This window comes from Promicromonospora sp. NPDC060271, from assembly GCF_042726755.1.
Taxonomy (GTDB): Bacteria; Actinomycetota; Actinomycetes; order Actinomycetales; family Cellulomonadaceae; genus Promicromonospora.
Genome location: NZ_JBHXBG010000084.1, coordinates 1 through 23,938, shown reverse-complemented (window position 1 = coordinate 23,938; position 23,938 = coordinate 1). Strand labels below are relative to the sequence as shown.

At 73.5% G+C, this 23,938-nt stretch carries 15 protein-coding genes; 5 read left to right on the top strand and 10 right to left on the bottom strand.

All coding sequences use genetic code 11. The features are described 5' to 3' along the window. Positions 1 to 360: 360 nt before the first annotated feature. Positions 361 to 1,041 (bottom strand): pyridoxamine 5'-phosphate oxidase family protein, encoded by a 681-nt coding sequence (locus ACFWE2_RS14445; RefSeq protein WP_377224926.1) that lies wholly within the window; start codon positions 1,039 to 1,041, stop codon positions 361 to 363. Positions 1,042 to 1,195: 154 nt separating this feature from the next. On the opposite strand from ACFWE2_RS14445, the gene ACFWE2_RS14440 reads away from it, so the two are divergent. Further along, entirely contained in the window at positions 1,196 to 2,599 is a 1,404-nt protein-coding gene (locus ACFWE2_RS14440; RefSeq protein WP_377224925.1) for a PLP-dependent aminotransferase family protein, read from the top strand. A 100-nt stretch (positions 2,600 to 2,699) separates the two neighbouring features. Here ACFWE2_RS14440 and ACFWE2_RS14435 read toward each other — a convergent pair whose 3' ends face one another. From ACFWE2_RS14435 to ACFWE2_RS14395, 9 genes are all read right to left on the bottom strand, one after another. Next, entirely contained in the window at positions 2,700 to 4,553 is a 1,854-nt protein-coding gene (locus tag ACFWE2_RS14435; RefSeq protein ID WP_377224924.1) for an ABC transporter ATP-binding protein, read from the bottom strand. After that, positions 4,550 to 6,493 carry an ABC transporter ATP-binding protein gene (locus ACFWE2_RS14430; RefSeq protein ID WP_377224923.1) on the bottom strand — a complete coding sequence of 648 codons (1,944 nt, stop codon included), beginning with the start codon at positions 6,491 to 6,493 and terminating at the stop codon, positions 4,550 to 4,552. The genes ACFWE2_RS14435 and ACFWE2_RS14430 overlap by 4 nt, the downstream gene beginning before the upstream one ends. A gap of 109 nt (positions 6,494 to 6,602) precedes the next feature. Next, complete coding sequence (gene ddaH / locus ACFWE2_RS14425) at positions 6,603 to 7,394, bottom strand: dimethylargininase (RefSeq protein ID WP_377224922.1); 792 nt, start codon at positions 7,392 to 7,394, stop codon at positions 6,603 to 6,605. 9 nt (positions 7,395 to 7,403) lie between these two features. Further along, positions 7,404 to 10,046 carry a GNAT family N-acetyltransferase gene (locus tag ACFWE2_RS14420; RefSeq protein ID WP_377224921.1) on the bottom strand — a complete coding sequence of 881 codons (2,643 nt, stop codon included), beginning with the start codon at positions 10,044 to 10,046 and terminating at the stop codon, positions 7,404 to 7,406. Positions 10,047 to 10,074: 28 nt separating this feature from the next. Then, positions 10,075 to 12,516, bottom strand: a complete 2,442-nt coding sequence (locus ACFWE2_RS14415) for a GNAT family N-acetyltransferase (RefSeq protein ID WP_377224920.1) — start codon at positions 12,514 to 12,516, stop codon at positions 10,075 to 10,077. Next, positions 12,513 to 13,928, bottom strand: coding sequence for a lysine N(6)-hydroxylase/L-ornithine N(5)-oxygenase family protein (locus tag ACFWE2_RS14410; RefSeq protein WP_377224919.1), 1,416 nt, complete (start codon positions 13,926 to 13,928; stop codon positions 12,513 to 12,515). Before ACFWE2_RS14410 ends, ACFWE2_RS14415 begins: the two co-directional genes overlap by 4 nt. Continuing rightward, on the bottom strand, positions 13,925 to 15,544 hold the full coding sequence (locus tag ACFWE2_RS14405) for a pyridoxal phosphate-dependent decarboxylase family protein (protein ID WP_377224918.1): 1,620 nt from the start codon (positions 15,542 to 15,544) through the stop codon (positions 13,925 to 13,927). Before ACFWE2_RS14405 ends, ACFWE2_RS14410 begins: the two co-directional genes overlap by 4 nt. 167 nt (positions 15,545 to 15,711) lie before the next feature. Further along, positions 15,712 to 19,485, bottom strand: coding sequence for an Ig-like domain-containing protein (locus tag ACFWE2_RS14400; protein ID WP_377224917.1), 3,774 nt, complete (start codon positions 19,483 to 19,485; stop codon positions 15,712 to 15,714). A gap of 62 nt (positions 19,486 to 19,547) precedes the next feature. After that, the gene (locus ACFWE2_RS14395) at positions 19,548 to 20,402 is read right to left on the bottom strand and encodes a hypothetical protein (protein ID WP_377224916.1); all 855 of its coding nucleotides are present in this window, start codon (positions 20,400 to 20,402) and stop codon (positions 19,548 to 19,550) included. Positions 20,403 to 20,669: 267 nt separating this feature from the next. On the opposite strand from ACFWE2_RS14395, the gene ACFWE2_RS14390 reads away from it, so the two are divergent. The 4 genes from ACFWE2_RS14390 to ACFWE2_RS14375 all read left to right on the top strand — a co-directional run. Then, positions 20,670 to 21,056: a hypothetical protein gene (locus ACFWE2_RS14390; protein ID WP_377224915.1), complete on the top strand. Its 387-nt coding sequence runs from the start codon at positions 20,670 to 20,672 to the stop codon at positions 21,054 to 21,056. Positions 21,057 to 21,127: 71 nt separating this feature from the next. After that, positions 21,128 to 21,466 carry a VOC family protein gene (locus tag ACFWE2_RS14385; protein ID WP_377224914.1) on the top strand — a complete coding sequence of 113 codons (339 nt, stop codon included), beginning with the start codon at positions 21,128 to 21,130 and terminating at the stop codon, positions 21,464 to 21,466. Between the two features lie 136 nt (positions 21,467 to 21,602). Then, positions 21,603 to 22,343: an alpha/beta fold hydrolase gene (locus ACFWE2_RS14380; protein WP_377224927.1), complete on the top strand. Its 741-nt coding sequence runs from the start codon at positions 21,603 to 21,605 to the stop codon at positions 22,341 to 22,343. After that, positions 22,340 to 23,938, top strand: a 1,599-nt coding sequence (locus ACFWE2_RS14375) for a SpoIIE family protein phosphatase (protein WP_377224913.1), incomplete at its 3' end; no start/stop codon positions are given. The genes ACFWE2_RS14380 and ACFWE2_RS14375, both read left to right, overlap by 4 nt.

The following is a 23,938-nucleotide window of genomic DNA, read 5'->3' as shown; positions in this document are numbered from 1 at the left end:
CGGGTAGCCAGACGGGTAGCCAGGCGGGCACGCGGGCAGGCAGGCAGGCCGGCCGGCAGGCGGTCAGCCAAACGGGTAACCAGGCGGCCAGGCAGACGGGCCGCCAGACAGACCGTCATACAAGCGGGCCCTAAACAAACCGTCAGACCTACCGCCCGAGAGGCCGTCAGACAAGCCGCCCGACAAGCCGTCAGACAAGCCGTCAGACAAGCCGTCAGACAGGCTTTCAGACAAGCCGTCAGACAAACCGCCCGCCAAGCCGTAAGACAGGCCTTCAGTTAAGCCGCCCGCCAGCGCCCGAGGGTAAGGCCTCGGACCCCGTCGCGCGTCACGGTCATGCACCGACTCCGACGGGGCAGCTCACACCTTCCCGATCTCCGCCGCGCGACGCAGGACCAATTCCGGCACCGGGTCGGACACGTAGTCCTCGGTCACGGGCGCCGACGCGACGCGGCGCACGGGAACGACCCCGGCCCAGCCCGTGAGGTCCAGGTCCCCCGGCTCGGCCGAGGCGCCACCCGCGCGCTGCTTCATCGACGCCTCGGCCAGCGGCAGCGCGATGACCGCCGTCGCCGCGAGCTCCTTGCGCGTCGCGGGCGGAAGGGTCGCGGCCCGACCAGGCATCATGTGGTCGACGATGAGGTCGAGCGCCCGGCGCCGCTCCTCCAGGTCGGTCACCCGGCGTGGTCGTCCGATCACCACCGCCGACCGGTAGTTCATCGAGTGGTGGAAGCCGGTCCGCGCCAGAACCAGGCCGTCCAGCTCCGTCACGGTCACGCAGATGTCCTGTTCCAGGGCCGGGGCGAGCCAGCCGGCGGCGACCGACCCGTGCAGGTAGAGCGAACCACCGTCGTCCGGACCGGAGACATCTACGGCGAAGGCCGTCGGCAGCACCACCGGATGCCCTCCGGCGACGACTCCCAGGTGCGCCACGAGAGCGTCCGAGAGCAGCGCCATGAGCTGACGCCGGTCCTCGACCTGGCGGTTGCGGCCACGGGTCGGAGTGGTGCGTGGGGTCGGGGAGAGCTGCTGCGTCGTCATGCCGCTAGCCTGTCCCGGAAGTGGCTGGTGGACACGGGCCAGTTCGCCGCGATTCAAACAAGCCACTTGTTCGTGCCCGGCCGTGCCTCAGCCGCAGCCCCCAGCCCCAGCCCCAGCCCCAGCCCCAGCCCCAGCCCCAGCCGGAGAAGACCTCATGCTCCCCGTCCGTCTCGACCGTGCCCGCCCCGAGCCACTTCCGGCGCAGCTCGCCGGCGCCGTCCGCGAGCTCGTGACCGGCGGCACGCTCACCGCGGGCGACCGGCTGCCCTCCAGCCGCGCCCTGGCGGCCGACCTCGGTGTGGCACGCGCCGTCGTCGAGCAGGCGTACGACCAGCTCCTGGCCGAGGCGTGGGTGGAGACGCGCCGTGGGTCGGGCACGTTCGTGGCGTCCGGCGGACCGCTTCCGCCGGCCGCGCGCACGGCCCACGCACGCGCGCACACATCGGCACGGACACCAGCACACGCCTCCGCTCCCCCGGCCCACCCCCGAACCCGGTCCCAGCCGGCCACCCGCGAGCCACAGCTCATCCGCCTCGACGCCGGGACGCCCTGGATCGACCCCCGTCACCTCGCGGGCTGGCGGCGGGCCTGGCGCGAGGTCTCCGTCGCGGTCCCGCCGCGGGGCTATCCCGATCCACGCGGTCTGCCCGAGCTCCGCGAAGCGCTCGCCGAGCGGCTCGCCCGCACCCGCGGCGTGCCGGTGCAGCCTGACGAGGTCCTGGTCACCACCGGCTCGACGGACGGCCTTCGGCAGCTCTTGGGGGCCCTGCCGCCGGGGGACGTCCTCGTCGAGGACCCCGGCTACCGCGCGGCCGTCGAGACGGTTCGGGCGGCCGGGCGCGGCGTCGTGGACCACCCCGGCCTCGAACCGGTCACGGACCTGGCCGGCTGCGCCGCGGCCTACGTCACGCCCGCACACCAGCACCCGCTGGGCCGGGTCATGCCGGCCGCGGACCGCCTCGCGCTGCTGGCGGCGGCCAGGGAGGCGGACGCGGTGGTGGTCGAGGACGACTACGACTCGGAGTTCCGGTACGACGTCGCCCCGGTGCCGGCTCTCGCGGCCCTCGACCGGTCGCGGGTCGCCTACCTGGGCACCGCCTCGAAGTCGGTGAGCCCGAGCCTGCGGCTCGGCTGGCTCGTCGCACCGCCCGAGATCCACGAACGCCTGGTCCGGCGTCGCACGCTCACCCACGACACCCCGCCCTGGCCGACGCAGCGCGCCATGCTCACCCTGCTGCGCGACGGCTGGGCCGACAAGGTCGTGCGCACCGCCCGCCGGGTCTACGCGGAGCGGGCGCCACGCGTCGCGGCTGCCCTGGCGCCGCACGCCGAGCTCGCCGGCCCGCTTGCGGGGATGTACTCGACCTGGCTCACCGACCCGGCGTCGGCAGAGAGGGCGCGCTCGGCGGGACGCGCCGCCGGCTTCGACGTCCCGCTCCTGGCCGACTACTGCCGCAGCTCCCGCCTGACAGGGTTGGTGGTCGGGTTCGGCGGCGTGACCGACGTGGAGCTGGACCGCGCGCTCGCGGCGATCGTCCGCGGCCTGGCCACGCGGTGACCCCCTTCGAGGTCTAGGTTGCTTCGCCGTGAAACGTCTCAGAGCGGAGAAACCTAGACCTCGAAGGTGCGGGCCGACGCGGCCGCCACGGCCGGCCCCGTCAGACCAGCGAGTCCCGCCACGCCTCGTGCAGCCGGGCGTACCGGCCGTCGCCCGCGACGAGCTCGGCGGGCGTGCCGTCCTCGACGATCCGCCCGTGCTCCATCACCAGCACCCGGTCGGCGATCGCCACCGTCGACAGCCGGTGCGCGATGATGATGGCCGTCCGATCCGCGAGCAGCGTCTGCAGGCCCCGCTGCACGAGCCGTTCACCGGGCAGGTCGAGCGACGACGTCGCCTCGTCGAGCACGAGCACCGCCGGGTCGGCGAGGAACGCCCTGGCGAACGACAGGAGCTGCCGCTGCCCGGCCGAGACCCGCCCGCCGCGCTTGTTCACGTCGGTGTCGTACCCGTCGGGCATGGCGAGCACGAACTCGTGCGCGCCCACCGCCCGGGCCGCGGCCTCGATCTCCTCCCGGGTGGCGTCCGGCCGGCCGAGCGCGATGTTCTCCCGCACCGACCCGCTGAACAGGTACGCCTCCTGGGTGACCATGACGACGGCCTTGCGCAGGTCGGCCGAGGCCAGGTCCCGCACGTCCACACCGTCCAACCGCACCGCACCGTCGGACGCGTCGTAGAACCTGGTCACCAGCTTCGCCACCGTCGACTTGCCGGCGCCCGTGGTCCCGACCACCGCGACGGTCTGCCCGGCGGGGATCGTGAGGTCCAGGTCGGGCAGCACCACCGGGCCGTCCCCGTACCGGAACCGCACGTGGTCCAGCCGCAGCTCGCCGCGAGCCCGCCCGCCGTCCGCCAGCGGCAGCGGCGTCGGGTGCGCCGGCTCCGTGACGGTGGGCTCCTCGGCGAGCAGGCCGGAGACCTTCTCGAGCGCCGCCGTCGCCGACTGGAACGAGTTGTAGAACATGCCGAGCTGCTGCACCGGCTGGAAGTACCGCTTGCAGTAGAGCAGCACGGCCGCCAGCACACCCACGGCCAGCGTGCCGTCCAGGACCCGCCAGCCGCCGACCGCGAGCGCCGCCACCACCGTCAGGTTGCCGATCAGGACGAGCCCCGGCTGGAAGCGGCCGTTGACGCCGAAGATCTGCAGGTTCGCGTCGCGGTAGTCCTCGCCGAACTTGCGGTACTCGGCCTCGGTGGTGTTCTCACGGCGGAACGCCTGGACGGCGCGCATGCCCGTCATCGTCTCGACGAACTTCACGATGAGCCGGGCCGACGCCGTCCGCTGCTCGCGGTAGAACCGCTGCGACATGCGCTGGAACCAGCGGGTGAGCAGCCATGCCGGGACGAACGCGACGGCGAGCACCAGCCCGGACCGCCAGTCGATGAGCAGCAGGCTGACGAAAGTGAACAGCATGAGCAGCACGGAGGAGACGACGCCGGTCAGACCGCCGTCGAGCAGCTCGCGCAGCGCCTCGAGGTCGGAGGTCTGCCGGGAGATGATCCGGCCCGACGTGTACGACTCGTGGAACTCCAGCGACAGGCGCTGGGTCTGGCGGAACACGCGGCGGCGCAGGTCGAGCAGCACCGCCTGGGCGATGCGCGCGGCGGCCCGCACGTACGCGCCGGCGGCGACCCCGCCGAGGATCGCGGCGGCGAGGTACCCGGCGCCGCTGAGCACCAGGGGGGTGGCCGACCCGTCCTGCAGCGCGGGCACCGCCTGGTCGATGGCGACGGCCACGAGCCACGGCCCGGCGACCTGGCCGAGCGTCGACGCGACGACGAGCACCGCCGCCCAGGCCAGGGCCTTCCTGTGCGGGCGCAGCAGGTCGCCCAGCAGGCGCATCGACCGGCGCCGGACGTTGCGCGAGGCCTCCTTGCCGAGGCGGGTCTCGTCGTCCGCCGCGGCGTCGGTGGGGCGACGGCGGGCTGTGGTCGGCTCGGTGGTGGTGGTCATGACAGCGCCTCCTGGCTCTGCTGGTCGGAGGCCTGCCGGTCGGAGGGCTGCCGTTCGGAGGCCTGCCCGTCAGTGCTTCCCGGGGCCGGGCAGTGCGGATCGTTCGCCCGGTAGTCGTCCTCGAGGCTCGAGATGATGTACCGGTAGTGCGGGTCGCGCGCGAGCAGGTCCTGGTGTGTCCCGACGGCGGTGACCCGGCCGTCCTGGAGCACGGCCACCCGGTCGGCGAGGGCGACCGTGGAGGGCCGGTGCGCGATGACGAGCGTTGTCGTCGCGACGAGCACGTCCCGCAGGCGGGCCGTGACCGCCTCCTCGGTGGTGACGTCGAGCGCGGAGAGCGGGTCGTCGAGCACGAGGACCCGCGGCCGGGCGGCGATGGCGCGGGCCAGCGCCAGGCGCTGCCGCTGCCCCCCGGACAGCGAGAGACCCTCCTCGCCGATGCGCGTGTCGACGCCCTCGGGCAGCTCGGCGACGAACTGCGCCTGCGCGACCTCGAGCGCCTGGGTCAGGAGCGCCTCGCGCTCGTCCGCCGGCAGGGTGTCGGGGACGCCGAGCAGCACGTTCTCGCGCACGGACGCGGAGAACAGCGTGGGGTCCTCGAAGGCGACGGCGACCCGCTCGCGCACCTGGGCGCGGGTCAGGTCCCGGACGTCGACGCCGTCGATCTCCACCGCGCCGCCGGTCACGTCGAAGAGCCGCGGCGGGAGCATCGCGAGCGTCGACTTGCCGGACCCGGTCAGCCCGACCAGGGCGGTGGTGGTGCCGGGCGGCAGCTCCAGGTCGACGTGGTCGAGCACGGGGCGGACGGCGTCGTCGTACCGGAAGGTGACGTCGCGGAAGGCGACGTGGCCGCCGGCCGGCCCGGCCACACCGGGGGTGACCGCGGGGAGCTCGGCGGGCGCCGCGGGGTCGGTCAGCGGGTTCACGGTCTCCATGACCTCGAAGAACCGGTCGACGGCGGTCCGCGCGTTGAGCGTCATCGACAGGGTCATGCCGAGGTCGACGACGGGCCCGTTGATGACCTGGGCCGTCGCGAAGAACGCGACCAGCGCGCCGAGCGTCATGTCGCCCTGGGCCACCAGGTACGCGCCCACCACGAGCGCGACGGCCTGCGTGACCTCCGGGATGGTGCGCAGGGCGGTGGTCAGGCCCGCGTCGGTGGTGGCCTTGCGGATCTCGGTCTCGCGCAGCTCCTCCGCCTGGTCGGTGAACTGGTCCAGCGCGTCCGGCCCGCGACCGAACGCCTTGAGCACGCGGATGCCGTGCACTGATTCCTCGACGGTGGTGGCGAGGTCACCGGACTGGTCCTGGGAGAGCCGCGAGATCTTGCGGTACCTGCGGGAGAACCGGAAGGCGAGGACGGTCACGGGGATCGACCCGCACAGGAAGATCAGGCCGAGCCAGCCGCCCGTCGCGACCAGCAGGGCGACGCCCACGATGATGGTCACGACGCTGACCACGAGCTGCAGGACGCCGAACACGAGCCAGCGGCGCAGCAGTCCGAGGTCGCCCATGATGCGGCTCAGGAGCTGCCCGCCGGGCCAGCGGTCGTGGAACGCGATGGGCAGGTCCTGCAGGTGGGTGAACAGGGCCATCCGCATCGCCGCCTCGACGCGCGTTCCCGGAAACATCACCAGGGTGCGGCGCAGCAGGATGAGCCCGGCCTCTCCGGCGCCGAGGACGGCGATGAGGACGACGGACCAGGCCAGGCCCGACCAGTCGTGCTCACGGACGCCCTCGGTGAGCGGGCCGTCGGTGACCCACCGGAGCACGACGGGGATGGCGAGCGCCATGAGGCTGGCGCCGAGCGACGCGGCCAGCCCGCCGGCCAGGCGGGGCAGGGCGGTGCGGACGTAGGGGTGGAGACGACGGATCGAGGCGAAGGTGCTGCGCTCGGACGATGGATCGGATCGATTCGAACTATCGGCTGTTTGAGGCATCGGGTCCATTATCCCGCCGGCCGCAAGTTGTTAGTTTGGGTAAGCACCTTGTTGGCGTGTGACCTGCGTCACGCCCTGGCCGGCGTTCGGCCGCGCGTTCGGAACAGCCTCAGCGCACCCGCACCGACAGGCAGGTCACGCATCCCTCGAGCTTCTCGAACTCGGTGACGGCCGTCGTCAGCACCGTCAGCCCGCGCCCACGGAGCAGCTCGGTGGTGGCGGGTGCGGCCGCGGACATCAGCACCGTGGTCTCGTCCAGCACGACGACGGCGCTCCCCTCGGCCTCGGGCACCGGCACGAACGCGTCGAACACGCCCGGGTCCTCGACGAGGGGCGCGTACCCGATGACCGTGCCGTCGGGCAGGGCGGTCACCGCGGACTTCAGGTGCAGCGCCCGGGTCACGGGCACCACGACCACGCGCCACCCGCGCGGCTCGAGCAGCGCCCGGAGCTGGGCGGCGCCCTCGGCGTTCGTCCGCGCCGTCCGGCCGACGTACACGGTGCGACCCACCTTGAGCACGTCGCCGCCCTCCAGAGTGCCCGGCTCCGTGATCTGCGCGAGCTCCGTCACCACCGCCTCGACCACCGGCCGCACCGAAGCCACCTCGCCGCGCCGGGTCAGCGCCCCCGGCCGGGTCAGGACCGCCAGGTCGTCGAACACGACCACCGCGTCCTCCACGAAGACCCCGTCCGGGTGCGCCTCGGCCGCCGGCACCACGCGCACGTCCCAGCCGTACCCGCGGAACACCTCCACGTACCGCTGCCACTGCTCGGCCGCAAGGTCCGCGTCGACGGGCACGCGCTCCAGGTGGGTGAGCTCCCCGTCGGCCAGGCGGGCCGACGGCGGGCGGACAAGCAGGGTGCGCCGCGGACGCCCGGCGGCGGTCGGTTCAGTGGCCATCCCGCGACGTTAGCCGACCACCCGGCCCCCGGCCGCCTCCCCGCGCCCCAGGTACGCCATCCGGGCCACCTTGGGACCCTGCGGCGACTCGTACGACACCAGCTCGCCCGCGGTGAAGCCCATCGCGACCATCCGGCGAAGGGCCTTCTCGTTGTTCGCGTCGGGCTCGGCGACCAGCCGGCGGGTGCCCGGCCCGGCGAAGAGGAACCCGTGCAGGGCCGGCCCGAGGACGGTCCACGGGTCCTCCGGCGAGCCGTGCCGCGCGAGAGGCCCGCGGCTCCCGAGGAAGAAGTGCATGCCGAGGTCGCCCGGCCGCACGTCGTAGGCGGTGGCGATCGGGTCGTGCTCGGGAAGGTACGCCTGGAGGAGCACGACGGGTTCGCCGTCCCACCGCACCAGGTAGGCGTGATGCGTCGGCAGGGACTCGACGAACGCGTAGGTGTCCCGCACCTGGTCCCGCGTGTGGTCGCCCATGCCCCAGAAGCCGGCCCGCGGCTGGGTGAACCAGCCGTGCAGCACGTCGGCGTCGGCCTCCGGGTCGACCATGTGCACGGTGATCAGGCCCGCCGCACCGAAGTCGCGGCGCCACACCTCCGCCCCGCGCGGGCCGTTCAGCAGCCGCAGCGTCGTGTCCGCGGGGTGCAGCAGGTCCCAGTCGGTGACGACCGGGGTGGTGGCGGCGTCCGCCCAGGTCGCGTGCTGGTCGTCGAAGTGCGGGCTGCCCGGACGGCCGTCGGCGCCGAAGGGCACGCCCCACCGGCTGTTGGCGCGGTCCGCCAGGTCCCAGACGTAGCGCGCGACCGAGCCGCGGTAGGCGGTGGGTGCCACACCCGGCGACCCGCCGGTGCAGCGGACCGTCTCGTTGTTCCCGGAGACGGGCGCCGGGGTCACACCGGCCGCCGGGTCGCCAGGACCCGGCACCGGGTGCAGCGGGGCGGGGACGTGCAGCTCGCCCCAGGTGGGCTCGCCGGCCCGCCCGGCGGCGGCCACCTCGGCGGCCACCTCAACCGCCACCTCGGCCAGCGCCGCGCGCGCCTCGGCCGCGGAGTCGATCGGCAGCCAGTCGGCGGCAAGGATGTTCGCGAGCCCTGCCCCGACCGCCGTCGGCACGTCGAACACGGCGCCCAGCACCGGGGCGAAGGCCGGGTCCTGCCCGTGCGGCTCGTGCAGGGGCGCGAGCACGGGGTGCCGGGCGAGGCGGCGGGTCAGGGTGTCCCGCCAGCGCATGTAGAGGGCGGCGTCGGTCGAGCCGGCGTCAACGTGGGCGCCGTCCGCCACCCAGGCGCGCAGGCGGCCGGCGGCGGCGGACGCGTCGTCGGCGAGGTGCGCGACGAGGCGCGGCGCGCCCAGGTCGCGTGTGTCGCCGTGGATCCGCGCCTGCGTCGCGGGCGACTCGGGGACGGTCGCCGCGGCGAGCAGCTGCCGGATCCGCTCCGCGCGGTGCGGCGCGTACGACCAGCCGAGGTCGTGGGCCTCGCGGCCGGGCCGGACGTCGCGCGGGCCGAGACCCGGGCGGCCGTCCAGCTCGGCAGGCGGCTGGGTCACGGGCCGCTCGTTCGCGTCGACGGCGACCTGGGTCACCCGCACCGGCGCGGGCAGGTCCACGTACCCGTCGGCGGGCTTGGCAGCGGACAGCGCGCGGTCGGCGGCGGCGGGGACCTTGCCCGCCGTCATGCTGAGCACCTCGCCGGTGCTGTCCGCCGCGAGGACCCGGTTGACCGGGTCCACCCACCCGCTGAACGCCTCGGCGACGTCACCGGCGGTGCGGGCGTGCAGCAGGGCGCGCCAGGACGCGACGCCGACGTCGGCGAGCTCGCGCGCCGGCCAGTGCAGGTGCCAGCCGTCGGCGCCGGAGCTGTCCGCGCCGTCGGCGACGACCTCCACGTGGTGCGCGGCGGCGTTGGTGATGCCCCAGGCCACGGAGCCCGTGTGCCCGAAGTGCGGGATGCCGGGCACCCCGGGGAAGGCGAACCCGAGCACGTCGTACGGCGCGGCCGGGTCGGTGCAGGCGAGCCGGACCTGCTGGTAGGGGCCGGGCAGCTCGAGCGTGCGGTGCGGGTCCCCCGCGACGAGCGGACTGCCCGACGAGGTGTTCGAGCCGTGCACCGCCCACGCGTTCGAGCCGGAGCTCGGTCCGGCGTCCGCCGCGAACAGGCCGAGCACCTGCTCCAGCGGCACGCCGGGCACGCGCAGGTGCCTGGCGACGTGCTCGCGCCACAGGATGCCCGGGAAACCGTTGAACAGCACGTGCGCGGTGAGGAACACCCCGATCGGCGTCCACGGCCGCCAGGGCTCGTGCGGCACCCCGGCCAGCTCCGGCACGTCCCGCCCGCCGGCCAGCAGGCCCGCGCTCACGCCGTCGGCGTACGCCGCGAGCCACTCCTGCTCGGACCGGTCCAGGGCGTCGTAGATCGCGCGGGCCGTCACGGCCAGGCGCTCCCTGGCCGCGAACCGGTCCCAGGCGTCGCCCGCCGCGCCGGCGATCTGGGCGTACCGCTCCTCGGCCCGCATCCGGTCGGCCTCGATCTGCAGGCCGCGGTCCTGTGCGGTCACCCAGCCCTGGCCGTAGGCCAGCGCGGTCTCGGAGGCGGCCCGCACGTGCGGGATGCCGAGGTCGTCACGAAACAGGTCGAACTGCACGTTCCCCATCATCTCTCGATCATCTCTTGCTCGTCCTCGATCATCCGTCGGCTCTTCGGCCGGCCGGGTTGGCCAGGGTGCCCGCGTAGATCAGCGACTGGGACTGGTTGGTCAGGTCGACCATCTGGAGGGTGTTGCGCAGCTGCAGCCGGTTGAGGCACGAGTGCGCGAACCGCGCGGCACGCAGGTCGATCCCGAGCCCAGGCCCGTCCGGGTGCTCCGCGGCGTGCCGGTCGATGGTCTCCGCGACGAGCGCCCAGAACCGGTCCTCGCCCAGCACGCCGTCCTCGGCGAGGATCCCGGAAAGGTGGCGCAGCACGCCGTCGAACACGTCGGTGAAGATCGCGAGCGCCTTCTCGTCGTCGTCGACCACCTCGCGGATGCGTTCGATCCGGTCGGGCAGCGGCCGGTCGCCGAGGACCACGACCTCCTCGCCGATGTCCTTCATGACGGCGCGGCGGACCACGCCGTCGTGCAGCACGAGGATGAGGTTCTCGCCGTGGGGCATGAACGCCAGCTCATAGGTCTTCAGGCAGTGCACGAGCGGGTACAGGTAGGCGTCGAGGTAGGCGCGCAGCCACTGCTCGGGCGCGATGCCGGACTCGCGGACCAGGGCGGTGGCGAACGCCGCGCCGCTCGCGTCCCGGTGCAGGAGGCTCGCCATGGTCACCAGCCGCTCGCCGGCGGCCAGCCGCGGTACGGGCGACTCGCGCCAGAGGGCGGCGAGCATCTTGCGGTGGGCGTTGGGCTGGGGCGTGCGGTGGTAGACGTCGCCCGTGTAGCCGATGGACGCGACCTCGCGCAGGACGCCGAACCCCGCGGTCCGCAGGGTCGCGTCGTTCGTGACGAGGCCCTCGACCCAGTCGTTGATCGACGGCGTCGCGCGCATGTAGGCGGGCGACAGTCCGCGCAGGAACCCCATGTTCTGGATCGCGAGCGCGACCTTGACGTAGTGCCGTTCGGGGCGCGTGCGGTTGAACATGGTGCGGATCGACTGCTGCGGCTGGTACTCGTCCGAGCCGGGGCCGAGCGGTACGAGGTCGCCGCGGGCGACGTCGGCGGCGAAGGTGATCGCGACGCGGTGCTCCCACTGCCAGGGGTGCACGGGCAGGTAGAGGTAGTCGGCGCTGTCCAGGCCGCGTGCGGCGAGCCGGTCGGCGAAGGCCGCGCGCTCGGCGTCCGACAGCTCGGCGCCGTAGTGGTCCTGCTCGGACCGGTCGGCGGCGAGCGCGAGGTGGGTGTGCTCGCGGCGGGCGGCGAGCCACAGCATGCGCATGCGGGCGCCGCGCTCGGGGGCGTAGGCGCGGTAGTCGCCGAGGGAGAAGCCGATGCGGCCGTTGTTCGCGACGAAGCCGGGGTGGCCCTCGGACATGGCCGCCTCGACCTGCTGGAACGCCTCGGCGGCGGCCCGGGTGCCTGACGCCGTCCGCATCGCCTCGAGCAGGCCGCGCACCGAAGGGGTGTGCCCGTCGAGCTCGCGCTCCCGCTTCGCGGCCGCGCTGGCCAGGGTCGAGGAGAGCTCTTCGAGGTAGGTCGCGAGCATGGCGTCGGGTACCTGCAGCAGGGGCTGCAGCTCGGTGACCAGCTCGAGCGCGTCGACGGGCAGCTCGACGTCGCCGCGCATCCCCGCGGCGGCCGTGCGGCGGACGGAGGCCGGGTCGACCACCCAGTGCTCCAGGGCGTACCGGCGTGCGGTGTACCGGTAGGTGACGCCGTCCAGGGCGAGGCGGAAACCGTCCGCCGGGGCGCCGGGGGCGTCGTCGGGCTCGGGCTGGAACAGGCGCTCGTGCGCGAGCTCGGCGAGCGCCTTGGCCGCGAGGTGCCGGTGGGCGTGCTCCATGTGGTCGGCGGTCAGGTGGGTGGCCGGGTTCACGCCGTCGCCGAGGGCCGACGCCGCGAAGTCGGCACGGGTGGCGACGCTCAGCGCGGCGCGCTTGGCGTGCGCGCCACGGCCGAGGTCCAGCTCGCGCAGGACGCGGAAGCCAGCGGCGGCGTTCTTGTCGGCGATCTTCCGGTTGCCGACGTCGGGCTCGACGACGACCCGGGTGGCGCCGCGGCCGCCGCCGTCGGGTGAGGCGTCGGTGAGGCAGAACCGCATGACCGCCGTCATCACGGCGTCGGTCAGGCCGTGCCGCGGGTTGACGGGCGGGGCCACGAGCAGGTGCATGCCGAGGTCGCCGGGCAGGGCGTCGTGGACGTCCGTGAGCAGGACGTGCGCCGGGTCGTACGTCTCGGTCATGAAGACGGGCTCGCCGTCGAGGCGGCCGAGCCAGGCGGCCTCGTGGGGGCCCGCCTGGACGCCGGCGAGGTACTCGCGCACCTCGTCGACGCGCAGCTCGGCCATCTGCCAGTACGAGGCGGCGGGGTGCGCGAGCCAGCCCTGGACGAGCTCGGCGTCCCGGTCCGGGTCTACCGGCTCGATGGTGATCTCGCCGAGCCGGGTGGTCGTGGTGAACGTGTGCACGGTCGTCGGGGCGGTCACCGGGCGGCCTCCATCTCGTCGTCGGGCTGGCTGGTCGCGGCCCTGGGCTCGGCGGGCTCGGCGGCCTCGACCCGCGGGGCCGGCAGGCCGAACTGCTGGAACGCGATCCGGCGCTCCGTCGCGTACGGCTCGCGGCCCGTGACGTTAGCGAGGATCACGGAGTTGCGCCAGGGTCCGAACCCGAGGTCCGGTGCGGTGACGCCGTGGGTGTGCTCCTCGACGCCCACGACGTGGATCCGCCGGTCGTCGTCCACCGTGTAGTCGCGGGCGACGGCGTACCGGCCGCGGTGGTCGAGGTTGACCAGGCCGGGCGCCAGGAAGCCCGGCGCCGTCGGGGCGTAGCCCGTCGCGACGACGAGCGCCCTGGTCCGGTGCTCCGCCGTCGTCCCGAGCTGGGCGTGCCGCAGCGTCAGGACGTACTCGCCCGCACCGCCCGCGCCGCCTGAGTCGAACCGGGCGTCGGTCACCTCGGTGTCGGACAGGAGCGTGGTCGGCACCTCGGCGCCCAGCGCCGACTTGCGGTACAGGGTGTCGTAGATGTCGTCGATCAGGTCGCCGCTGATCCCCTTGTAGAGGTTGCGCTGCTCGCGGGCCAGGACGTCGCGCTGCTCCAGGGGCAGGGACACGTAGTGGTCGGTGTACTCGGGCGACGTCATCTCGAGCGTCAGCTTCGTGTACTCCATCGGGAAGAACCGCGGCGAGCGGGTCACCCAGTCCACGCGGTGCTCCCCCGCGCCCGTGCCGCAGCCGTCCAGCAGGTCGCGGTACACCTCGGCGGCGGACTGCCCGCTGCCGACGACCGTCACGGAGCCGGACGCCGCCAGCTGATCGCGGTGCGGCAGGTAGTCGCTGGTGTGCACGACGGGGCCTGCGCCCTCGAGGCCCTGGAGGTGAGCGGGCAGGCGCGGCTGCGTCCCGGTGCCGAGCACGAGGTGCTTGGCACAGTATTTCTCGACGTGCCTCTCGACACCGTCGACGGTCTCGGCGGTCGCCTCGAACACGTAGCCGCCGGGCTCGCCGTCAGCCGCCGGGTCGGCGACCCGGACGACGCTCGTCACGCGCCGCCCCCAGCGCAGCGTCGGGAGCTGTTCCGCGACCCACCGGCAGTACTGGTCGTACTCGGCGCGCAGCGGGTAGAACGACTCCCGGATGTAGAACTGGTAGAGCCGCCCCGTCGCCTTGAGCCACGCCAGGAACGAGTACGGCGACGTCGGGTCCGCCATCGTCACCAGGTCGGCCAGGAACGGCACCTGCAGCGTCGTGCCCTCGATGAGCATCCCGGCGTGCCAGGAGAAGCCGTCGCGCTGGTCGAGGAACACCGCCTCGACGTCGTCGAGGGGTTCCGCGAGCGCCGCGAGCCCGAGGTCGAACGGGCCGATCCCGATCCCGAGCAGGTCGTAGGTGCGGGTCATCGCTTCTCTCCGTCGGTATCCAGGGCGGCGCGGGCCAGTCGCGGGTGCACGTCGCGGCACGGCGGCTCGTCGGCGTCCAGCAGCGCCTCCCCCGCGAGCAGGCCGTGCGCGGCCGAGCGGACGAGCTCGAGCACGCCGCGGATGTCGGCGAGCGTCGCGTCGGGGTTGAGCAGGGTGAGCTTGAGGCAGGGCCGGCCGTCGATGACGGTCTTGGCGACCAGGGCGCGGCCCGAGTCGAACAGCACGCGCCGCACCTGCGGTACCAGGGCGTCCGCGCGTGCGGCGTCGAGGCCATCGGGCTGGTAGCGGAACAGGACGGTGGACAGCTCGGTGGTGCCGACGACCCGGAAGTCGTGGTCGGTCGCGAGGTCCTGGTGCACCGCGGCGGCCAGGTCGCAGACGGCGTCCACCATCGCGCCGACGCCGTCCGCGCCGAGTGCGCGCAGCGTGACCCAGAGCTTGAGCGCGTCGAACCGGCGGGTCGTCTGCAGGGACTTGTCGACCTGGTTGGGCTCCGCGTTCTCCTCGGGGTTGAGGTAGTCGGCGTGCCAGGCGACGGGCGCGAGGTCGGCCCGCTCCCGGACGACGAGCGCGCTGGAGGACACGGGCTGGAAGAACGACTTGTGGAAGTCGACGGTGACGCTGCGGGCCCGCTCGATGCCGGCCAGCAGGTGGCGGCGGCGCGGGCTGACCAGCAGCCCGCAGCCGTACGCGGCGTCGACGTGCAGCCAGGTGCCCACGGCGTCGCACAGGTCGGCGATCGGGGTAAGGGGGTCGATGCAGCCGCGGTCGGTGGTCCCAGCGGTCGCGACGACGGCGATCACCGTGTCGCCGGTGCGCTCGATGTCGACGAGGGTCTGGGCCAGGGCGTCGGGGCTCATGCGGCCGTCGGCGTCCGTGCCGACCGTGACCACTGCGTCGTCCGGCAGGCCGAGGAGCAGGGCGGACTTGGCGATGCTGAAGTGGCTCACCGCGGTGGCGAGGATGCGCATGGACTCCAGCCGGGTTCCGGCGCGGCGCGACTTCTCGCGCGCCAGGAACAGGGCCTGGAAGTTGGACTGGGTGCCGCCCGACGTGAAGATGCCGTCGGCGACCGTCACGTCGTCCTCCGCGCCCACCGCGAAGCCGATGCGGCCCGCCGTCCACTCGACCAGGCGGCGCTCCATGAAGGTCGCGACGGTGGACTGGTCGTAGGTGTCCACCGACGTGTTGATGGCCGCGAGCATCGTCTCCGCGCCGATCGCGGGCAGCGCCACCGGGCAGTTCAGGTGCGCCGTGTAGGTGGGCTCGTGGAACCAGATCGCGTGCTGCGCGTACAGGTCGCCGGCCTCGCGCAGCGCCTCCCGGGTGCCGGACGGCGGGCCGTCGAGATCCACGGCGTCCACCAGGGCGCGCAGCTCGGAGCGGCTGGCGCCGGAGAACGGCTGCGTGACGGCGCCGAGCCGGGCGGCGACGTCGTCCGCGACCTCGCGGACCGTGTCCGCATAGACGCTCGCGGTGGCCCCGCGCAACAGTGCTGTCGTGTCGTGGCTCGCGCCCGGGACGGGCGTCACGGTCACTGGCTGAGTCACCGGCTGGGTCGCTGGCTGCGTCGCTGCGGGCAGGCGTGAGGGCATGCGGAAGGCTCCTCGAAAGGGGATGGGAAGCGATGGGGAAGGTACCGGCGAAGCACCGCCACGCCGCCCGGAACGGGCGACGTGGCGGTACTTAGGTTTGCCTGACCTAACTTAATCGTTCGGGGGGCCGCGTCAAGACGTGGGTGAAACGAGCTTCGTGGTACAGGTCACTCCAGGCGGACCACGAGACGCAGGACGAGGTCGGTGCGCGAGCCCGCACCACGCAGCACGAGGTCGTGGGCGCCCGGGCGCACCCGAGGGACCACGAAGCGCGGCGTGACCGTGCCGCCGTCCGTCGCCGTCACCTCGCCCAGCGGCACGTTCTTCCATGGCCACGAGCGCGTCCTCAGCTCGACGGACACCGCCTCGCCGGGCGCGAAACCGCCCGCGGTGAAGGTGACCTCCCGCCCGACGGTGCCGCGCACCGGCCACGGCGCGACGGTCACCGTGGCGACCGCGACGAGCCCGGTCCCCACCACCGCGCCGCGCACGGTGAACGTCCCGGCCTCGGCGTACGCGGCCTCCGCGACAGGCTCCCAATCGACGGCGGACGTCGTCCGGCCGCCCCCGGCGAGCGTCACGCCCACCGTCGCCGGCAGTACCGGCGCCCTGCGGGCCACCGTGCCGACGCCCACGGCGTCGGCGCTCTCCGGCTCGTCCCAGAACCGCGTACGCAGGAAGGTCGCCGTCGCCGTCGCGCGGGTGCTGTTCGCCGTGGCGGTGACGCCGGCGTCGAGCCTCTCGTCGGCGCCGGTCAGCGGCGCTGTCCCGACCTGGGCCCACGGCCGCTCGGGCGACGTGCGGTAGTAGCCCGTCATCGTGCGCTCGTCCGTCCGCTCGAGCCGGAGCTCGACGGGCGCCGTCGCGAGCGCGACCTTGCTGCCCTCGCTGTCGAGCCAGCCGTCGCCGTTCGAGTCCCACTGCAGGTATGCGCCCGAGGGGCTGGTCACGAGGTCGACGTAGCCGTCGGCGCTCCCCTTGCCCGCCGCCGACAGGTCGTTGCGGACGACGAGACCCGCGCGCGGGTCGCCGCTCGCTCCCCGGTCCAGACCCGCCACGTACGTCTGCACGGACCCCCCGACGGGCAGCCGGCCCGGCTGGTAGACGACGCTGAGGTTGTCCTTGTTCGTCCACAGGCCGTCGTCGGAGTCGGCGATGCGGAATGCCGCCCCCTCCCCCTCGCAGGCGGACGCCGGGCGGGTCGCCAGCGTGGCGAACAGCCACGGGGCGCCCAGCTCCTCGTCGGCGCACCCCGTGGCGGCGAACGTGACCGTGTACGTCCGCGTCGTACGCCCGTCGGGCGCCGTGACGGTCACGCGTGCGGCCGACTGGTCGGCGCGAACTGTCACGGTCGCGTCGTCCTGGACGGGGTCGGCGGTCACCTCGGGCACGGGACCCCACGGTCCGGGATCCACCCGGTAGTCGGACGTGGCGGGGTCGAACCCGGTGACCGCGGCGCCGTCGACCGTAAGTCCCGTCAGCCGGGCGTCGCTGCGGGGGTTCAGGACGCGCACGAGGTAGACCCGTTCGGCGGCCGCCGCACCGTCCTCCGCCGTCGTCACCGTCACGTGCGCCCACGGGCGCTCGGCGGTGGGCTGGTCCACCGTGACGGTCGCGGCGGGATCCGCCGCGGTGCCTGAGATGACCGGCTCGGAGCCGGTGGTGACCACCGTCTGGTCCCAGTCCGCCGGGTCGAAGCCGGCCACCGGCTCGCCGTCGACGGCCAGCGTCGCGAGATCGGTGGCCGACGTCGGCCCGAGCCCGAGGATCTCCACCTCCGCGACCGCCTGCCACGTCGCGGCCTCGGTCGTCAGCCGCAGCCGGACCGCGGTCGTCGGCGGCACGGACGACGTGTCCAGCCGGACCACCGGCGCGGGGCCGGAGGCGTCCTGGGCGACGTCGGCCGCGACGTCCGTCCGCTGCCAGTCGCCGTTGGTGTCGACGTACTCCACGGCGATCCGCGACGGCCAGGTCGCGGTGGTGCCGTCCTTGTACAGGTGGGCCACGATCTCCCGCGGCGCACGCAGCCCGGACCACGCGTAGTCGAGGGTGCTGTTCCGCGGGTGGTTGCCCCCGGCCGCCCAGTCGTCCCAGCCCTTGCCGAGCCGCCCGTCCGTGGTGCTCGCCGCGAGCTCCTGCCGGACCGACGCCGTGACCTCCGCCGACGGCGCGAGGTTGTGCACACCGTGCGCGACCACCTCGACCGTGCGCCGGAACGTCCGGCCGGCCGTGAACTCGTCGTCACCGGCAAGGGTACCCGTGATCGTCTGCGGACCCGCCGACCGGATCACGTCCGGGCTCCACGTGACGGCGACGTCCGTCGCGACGCCGTTCGCCGTGACCTCCACCGTGGCGGGCAGGGCCTCCGAGAGGTCGTCGTTGGTGCGGACGCTCTCCGGGAGCCGGTCGTCGGTGACCTCCCAGATGTACCGGCCCGCGCCCTTGTCGTCCCAGTACCGGCCCGTCCACCCGTCCGCCCAGCGGGCGTCCTCGACCGCGGGGTTGCGCATCTCAAGGCTCCCGCGCTCGCCGATGGTGATCGGCAACCAGACGTACGTGGAGTCGGCGGCCCCGGCGTTCCAGCGGTCGCCCATGTACACGAACCTCCCGGACGCCGCGTCGAGCGGGAACACGTTGGTGGACTGCGACCCGAAGCTCGTCCGGCGCGAGTCGCCGACCGACAGCAGCCCGTCGCCGCCCTCGGGGATCGTGTTGTAGGCGACGTTCTCGTACCTGTCGTCCGGGTCGACGCCGCGGATCCACGTGCCGAGCATCGAGTCGGCGGTGTAGTACGTCTCCGGGTTGGGCGCCCAGCCGGTCGCGCCCGAGGCGACCGTGTAGTACTTGCCGTCGTGCACGAAGACCGCCGGCGCCTCCAGGACGCCGCAGCGGCGCACGATGCCGTAGTCCGTACCGGCGACGGGTGCACCCTCGGAGCCGTCGGCCCAGATGCGCGGGTACCGGCCGTCGGCGGAGAACTGGATGCCCACCTCGTCCGTCGTGGTCGTCTTCTCGACGTTGGTGTACTCGTCGTCGAGCTTCGCGATGTAGAGGCTGCGGTTCTCCTCGGAGGAGTAGACGACGTAGGCGGTGCCGTCGGTGTCCTGGAAGACGGTCATGTCGCGGGCCTGGCCGGGCACGGCGCTGGGCATGTTGCACGCGGTCCGGTACGTCGGCTCGTTGTAGAGGCGGTAGGCGCCCTGGAGCTCGAACGGGCCGGCCGGCGAGTCCGCGACGGCGACCGCCGCCAGCGACCGGGCGTAGTTGCTGCCGCCGGGCGTGACGCTGCCGTCGGAGTGCCACCACATCACCCACTTGCCGGTGCGCTCGTTGTGGAGCACCTTCGGCCGCTCGAAGATCGCGTTGAGCTGCGCGGTGCCCGCCTCCGTCGTGGCCCGGACGTTGAGGTGGTAGAACAGCTCGTCGATGCGCTCGACGTCCGGCGTGCCGTCGTCGGCCACCGTGTCGTAGAGCGCGTCGAAGTACTCGCTCTCCAGCTCCGCGCGCGACGTGACCGAGCGCAGCACCACGCCTTCGTTCGTCCAGTTGTAGGTGTCGGTCGAGGTGTACAGCGAGACGCCGGGGCTCTCGTAGTAGCCGTTGGACCGGTCCTCGCCGTACCAGTGGTAGACGGTGGCGCCGTCCTGCTCGACGGCGGTGGTCTCGCTCGCCTCGACGCCGAGCTCCTCGGCGGTGCGCGTGACGATCTGGCCGCCGTGCGCCTGGATGTGGCGCCCGTCGGTGTCGTACCAGTGCGGCCGGAAGTAGCTGCCGGACGACGCCCCGGGGTCGGCCACGGCCGGATAGGCGCCGTACTCGATCGGGTCGGGGACCGTCGGCACGTCGGCGGCGGCCGGCGCCGCGACACCGGCCGCGCCGGCCGCGAGGGCGAGGACCGTTGCGGCCGCCGCCAGACCGCGCGAGGTACGTCGAATGCTCATGGCTGGGAGTTCCTCACGCGTCGTCGCGGACCGATCGGTGATCGGCTGGTCCTGCGGACCGGTCAGTTGGCGGTACGGCCCACGTACACGTTGCGGGCCCGGAAGTGGGTCTCGGTGGTGGGCCCCGGCGTGCCCGACGACCCCTCCATCTGCAGGTTGATGATCAGGTTCATCGGCTTGCCCACGAAGTTCGACCCGACGTGCCTGGCCTTCCACACGTCGTCGAGGTAGTAGTGGATCTCGACGTCCGTCGCGTTGATCTTGGTCATCCAGATCCGGTACTCGTGCCAGCTCCCCGGCGAGCCGACCGGGACGATCGTGTTGTCCCAGCCGCCGTCGTAGGTGTTGAACCAGTTCCGGGCGTCACCCTTGAACTCGAGGATGTCGCTCTCCGGCGGCCAGCTGTTCGCCCCCGTGATCCAGAACGCGGGCCACGTGCCCCGGGCCGACGGCGCCTGGAACTCGCCGCGGATCTCGTAGCTCGGGTAGGTGTCGTTGACGAGGATCTGGTTCTTCGCGTGGATCGCGGCCGAGTGGTACCTGATGGGCAGGTGCGGGTCCTTGTCGCTGACCCCCTCGTCCCAGGTGATCCGGGTCGCCTTGATGTTGAGCTGCCCGGCGGGCGACAGGTACAGGTGGTTGCTGTCGGTCGAGCTGGCGTACATGCGGGCCGTGCCGTTGTGGTCGGACCCCCACGGGTACAGGTAGTTCCACTCCGACTCCAGCGCGGCACGGCTGGCGAACGAGTTCCCGTCGATCAGGGTCTCCCAGGCCATCGCCCCGGCCTCCGCCGGCGCGGCCTCGTCGGCCGGACCGGCCGGGGCCGACGCGGCGGGGACCCACCCGCCGGCGAGCAGGAGGATCGCGGCGGCCCCGGACGCGTACGCCGCGCGCAACGGGCCGGGACGGGCTGGCACAGGACGGGCTGGCGCAGGACGGTGGTTCGCAGCGCTGATCGGCATCATGTTCCCCTTGTGCTCGACTGTCGTCGTTGACTGTCTCTCTCGGGCGCTGGTCGGGCGATGGCCGCCCACGGTGGTGCGAACTGCGATGTTAGCGCCACCATTTGGGGAGTTTGCCACTGTCTGGGCGGTTGGTCAAGATTGCGTCAAGTGCGGAAGATCCGGGTGGGCAGGCGCCGCGCCGCGGGGGGACCGGCGCCCAGGAAGGGCACTATGGGGACCATGCCGCAGAACAGCTACCTGGTCGCTCTGTTCACGTTCGTCATCGCCGCGCTGACGACCGCCACGTGGTGGACCCTGGGCCGGGACACGACCCACGAGGTCGACGCCACCACCGGCGCCGTCACCGGACCCTACGAGGCACCCCAGGTGATCGCGTGCGTGGTGGTGCTCGTCGCCCTGGTGGTGGTCGGTGCCCTGGTGCTCCCGGCATGGCTCGCGGTGCTCGCGGTCAGCCTGCCGTTCACGGCCGCCTGGACGCTCCACGCCGAGTCCACCGACGACTCGGGGCTCTGGGCGGTCGGGGCAATCCTCGTCCTGGTCGGCACGCTGGTGGGCGGCACGGTGGTCACGGCGGTCACGCGTGCGCTCGTGCGCAACCGGTCGTGAGCGGGCCCCGTTCGACCTGCCCGGTCTCGCGTTTCGTTGATCGGGGTCGTGCACGGCGATAGCGTTGCGCGATGAACCAGAATCTCGTGACGTGGCTGCAGATCCCCGCCGACGACGTCGACGGAACGTGGGCGTTCTACGGACGCGTGTTCGGCTGGTCGGCGGAGGCGACGTACGCGAACGAGCCGCGCAGCGGGGCGATCTACGGCGAGGTGGTTCCGCGCAGTGCGGACCTCCAGGAGCCGCGTCCCGTGATCCGGGTCTCGGACATCGACGCCACCCTGGCCCAGGTCGAGGCCGAAGGCGGGTCGGTGGTCGCCGGCCGGACCGAGATCCCGGAGATCGCGATGGTCTTCGCCGTGTTCGCGGATCCGGCGGGCAACCGCATCAACATCGTCGGGGACCTGTGAACGCCGGCCGACCGCACGGCTGGTCGTAGGCGGTGCTCTCGGTTCTCCGGTGCTCCGCACTGCCTAGACTGGGCCGGTGACCATCTCCACCCGGCACGACACGAGGATCACCGGCCGCCCGGAGGGCGCCCCCGCCATGGTGCTCGCTCACGGCTTCGGCTGCGACCAGTCCATGTGGCGGCTGGTGGCCCCGGCCTTCGAGGACGACTACCGGGTGGTCCTGTTCGACCACGTCGGCGCCGGCGGTTCGGACCTCACGGCGTACGACCCCGACCGGCACGCCTCCCTCGAGGGCTACGCCCAGGACGTCATCGAGCTGCTGGACGAGCTCGCGCTCGGTCCGGTCGTGTTCGTCGGCCACTCGGTGAGTGCGACGATCGCGCTGCTCGCGGCCGCGCGACGGCCGGAGCTGTTCGACCGCCTGGTGCTGGTCGGCCCCAGCCCGCGCTACATCGACGACGACGGTTACCGCGGCGGGTTCACGGCCGAGGAGATCGACGAGCTGCTGGCGACCATGGACGCCAACTACCTCGGGTGGTCCGCGTTCATCGCTCCGGTGATCATGGGCAACGCGGACCGCCCCGAGCTCGGTGCGGAGCTGACCAACTCCTTCTGCCGCACGGACCCGGCCATCGCCAAGCGCTTCGCTCGCACGACCTTCCTGTCCGACAACCGCGCGGACCTGGCGGCCGTGAGCACACCGAGCCTCGTGGTCCAGTGCCGGGAGGACGCCATCGCGCCGGTCGAGGTGGGCGAGTACGTGCACGACCGGCTCGCCGACAGCAAGCTAGCCCTCATCGACGCCGTCGGCCACTGCCCGAACCTCAGCGCCCCCCAGGCGCTGATCACCGCCATGCGCGAGTACCTCTCGCCGTGACCCCTCCGGGACGCGCCAGATCCTGGGACTCCGCCCCCGTGGCGCTGCTCCGGCTCGACGGCACGGGCGCGATCCTCGACGCCAACGACACGTTCCGCGGCTGGTTCGCCGACGACGGCGCACGGGACCTGCGGGGCACCCGGCTGAGCGCGCTGCTGTCGGTGGGTGGCCGGATCTACTGGGAGACGCACCTCTCCCCGCTGCTGCACATGCAGGGCCGCGTCGAGGAGATCGCGGTCGAGCTGGGCGCGGGCGGCGGCCACCGTCCGGTCCTGCTCTCCGCCGAGCTGCACCGTGCCGACGGTGCCGACGGTGATGTCGTCATCGACGTCGCCCTGTTCGACGCTCGCGAACGCTCACGGTTCGAGCGCGAGCTCATGACGGCTCGCGCGGAGGCGGAGCGGGCCGCCGCGAGCGTCCGCACCCTCCTGGCCACCACCACCGCCCTCGCCCGGGCGGCGGGCGTCGGGGGCGTCTGCGAGGCGCTCGTGCACGCCGCGGTCGACGAGTTCCGTGCCGGGTCCGCGTCGGTCTGGCTGGCCGACGAGTCGGGGGCGCTCGTCCTGCGGGCACGGCTGGGTGACGGCCCGGCGGCGGACGTGTCGTCCGCGGCACCGACCGCGGTCGGGGCCGGGGTGGTGATCGCGTCCGACGGTCAGGTCACCGTCCCGCTGCACGGCGCGGACACCCTGCACGGTGTCCTCGTCCTCGCCCCGCGGGCGCACGCGGGAGACGACGCGCTGGACCGCGACGCGCTGGCCGCCACCGGACAGCAGGGCGGTGTCGCCCTCGACCGCGCGGTGCTGCACGAGCAGAGCGTGTCGGTCGCGCACGAGCTGCAGCGCGCCATGCTGACCGAGCACCTGCCGCAGCCCGAGGGTGCCCGGATCAGCACGGACTACCGGCCCGCGGAACGCTCGCTCGAGGTCGGCGGCGACTGGTACGACGCCTTCTGGGTCGACGACACCACCCTCGCGCTGACGGTGGGCGACATCGTCGGGCACGGGCTGCAGTCGGCCACCGCGATGGGACAGCTCCGGACCGTCGTGCGCAGCTACGCAGAGAGCGGCGTCGGCCCGGCCGCGGTGCTCGCCCGCGTGGACCGTTTCGTCCGGCGGCGCGGCGTCGGCTTCGGGTCCACGCTCGTCTACACCGAGCTCGACGTCACGACGGGCCGGCTCGCGTTCGCGTGCGCGGGGCACCTCCCACCCCTCGTGACGCGGCCCGGCCGCGGCCCCGAGTTCCTGTGGCAGGGCCGCTGGATGCCGCTGGGTGCGGTCGCCTCCGCCACCGCCCCGGCCCGGGCCCCCGCGTCGATCGCGGCGGACCGGTCCGGGCTGCACGCCACGCTCCCCACCGGGCCGGAGACCGGTCAGGGAACCGTGGACCTCGGCGCCGGTGACACGCTGTGGCTCTACACAGACGGCCTGGTCGAGCGGCGTGGCCGCAGCCTGCGCAAGGGTCTGGAGGAGTTCGCGAGGGCGGCCGCCGGCGCCCCGGGCACCGCCGACGACGAGCTCATCGCGTCCCTGCTCGGCGGCGACCTCAACGAGGACGACGACGCGTGCGTGCTCCGGCTGCGGTGGGGCGGGCGG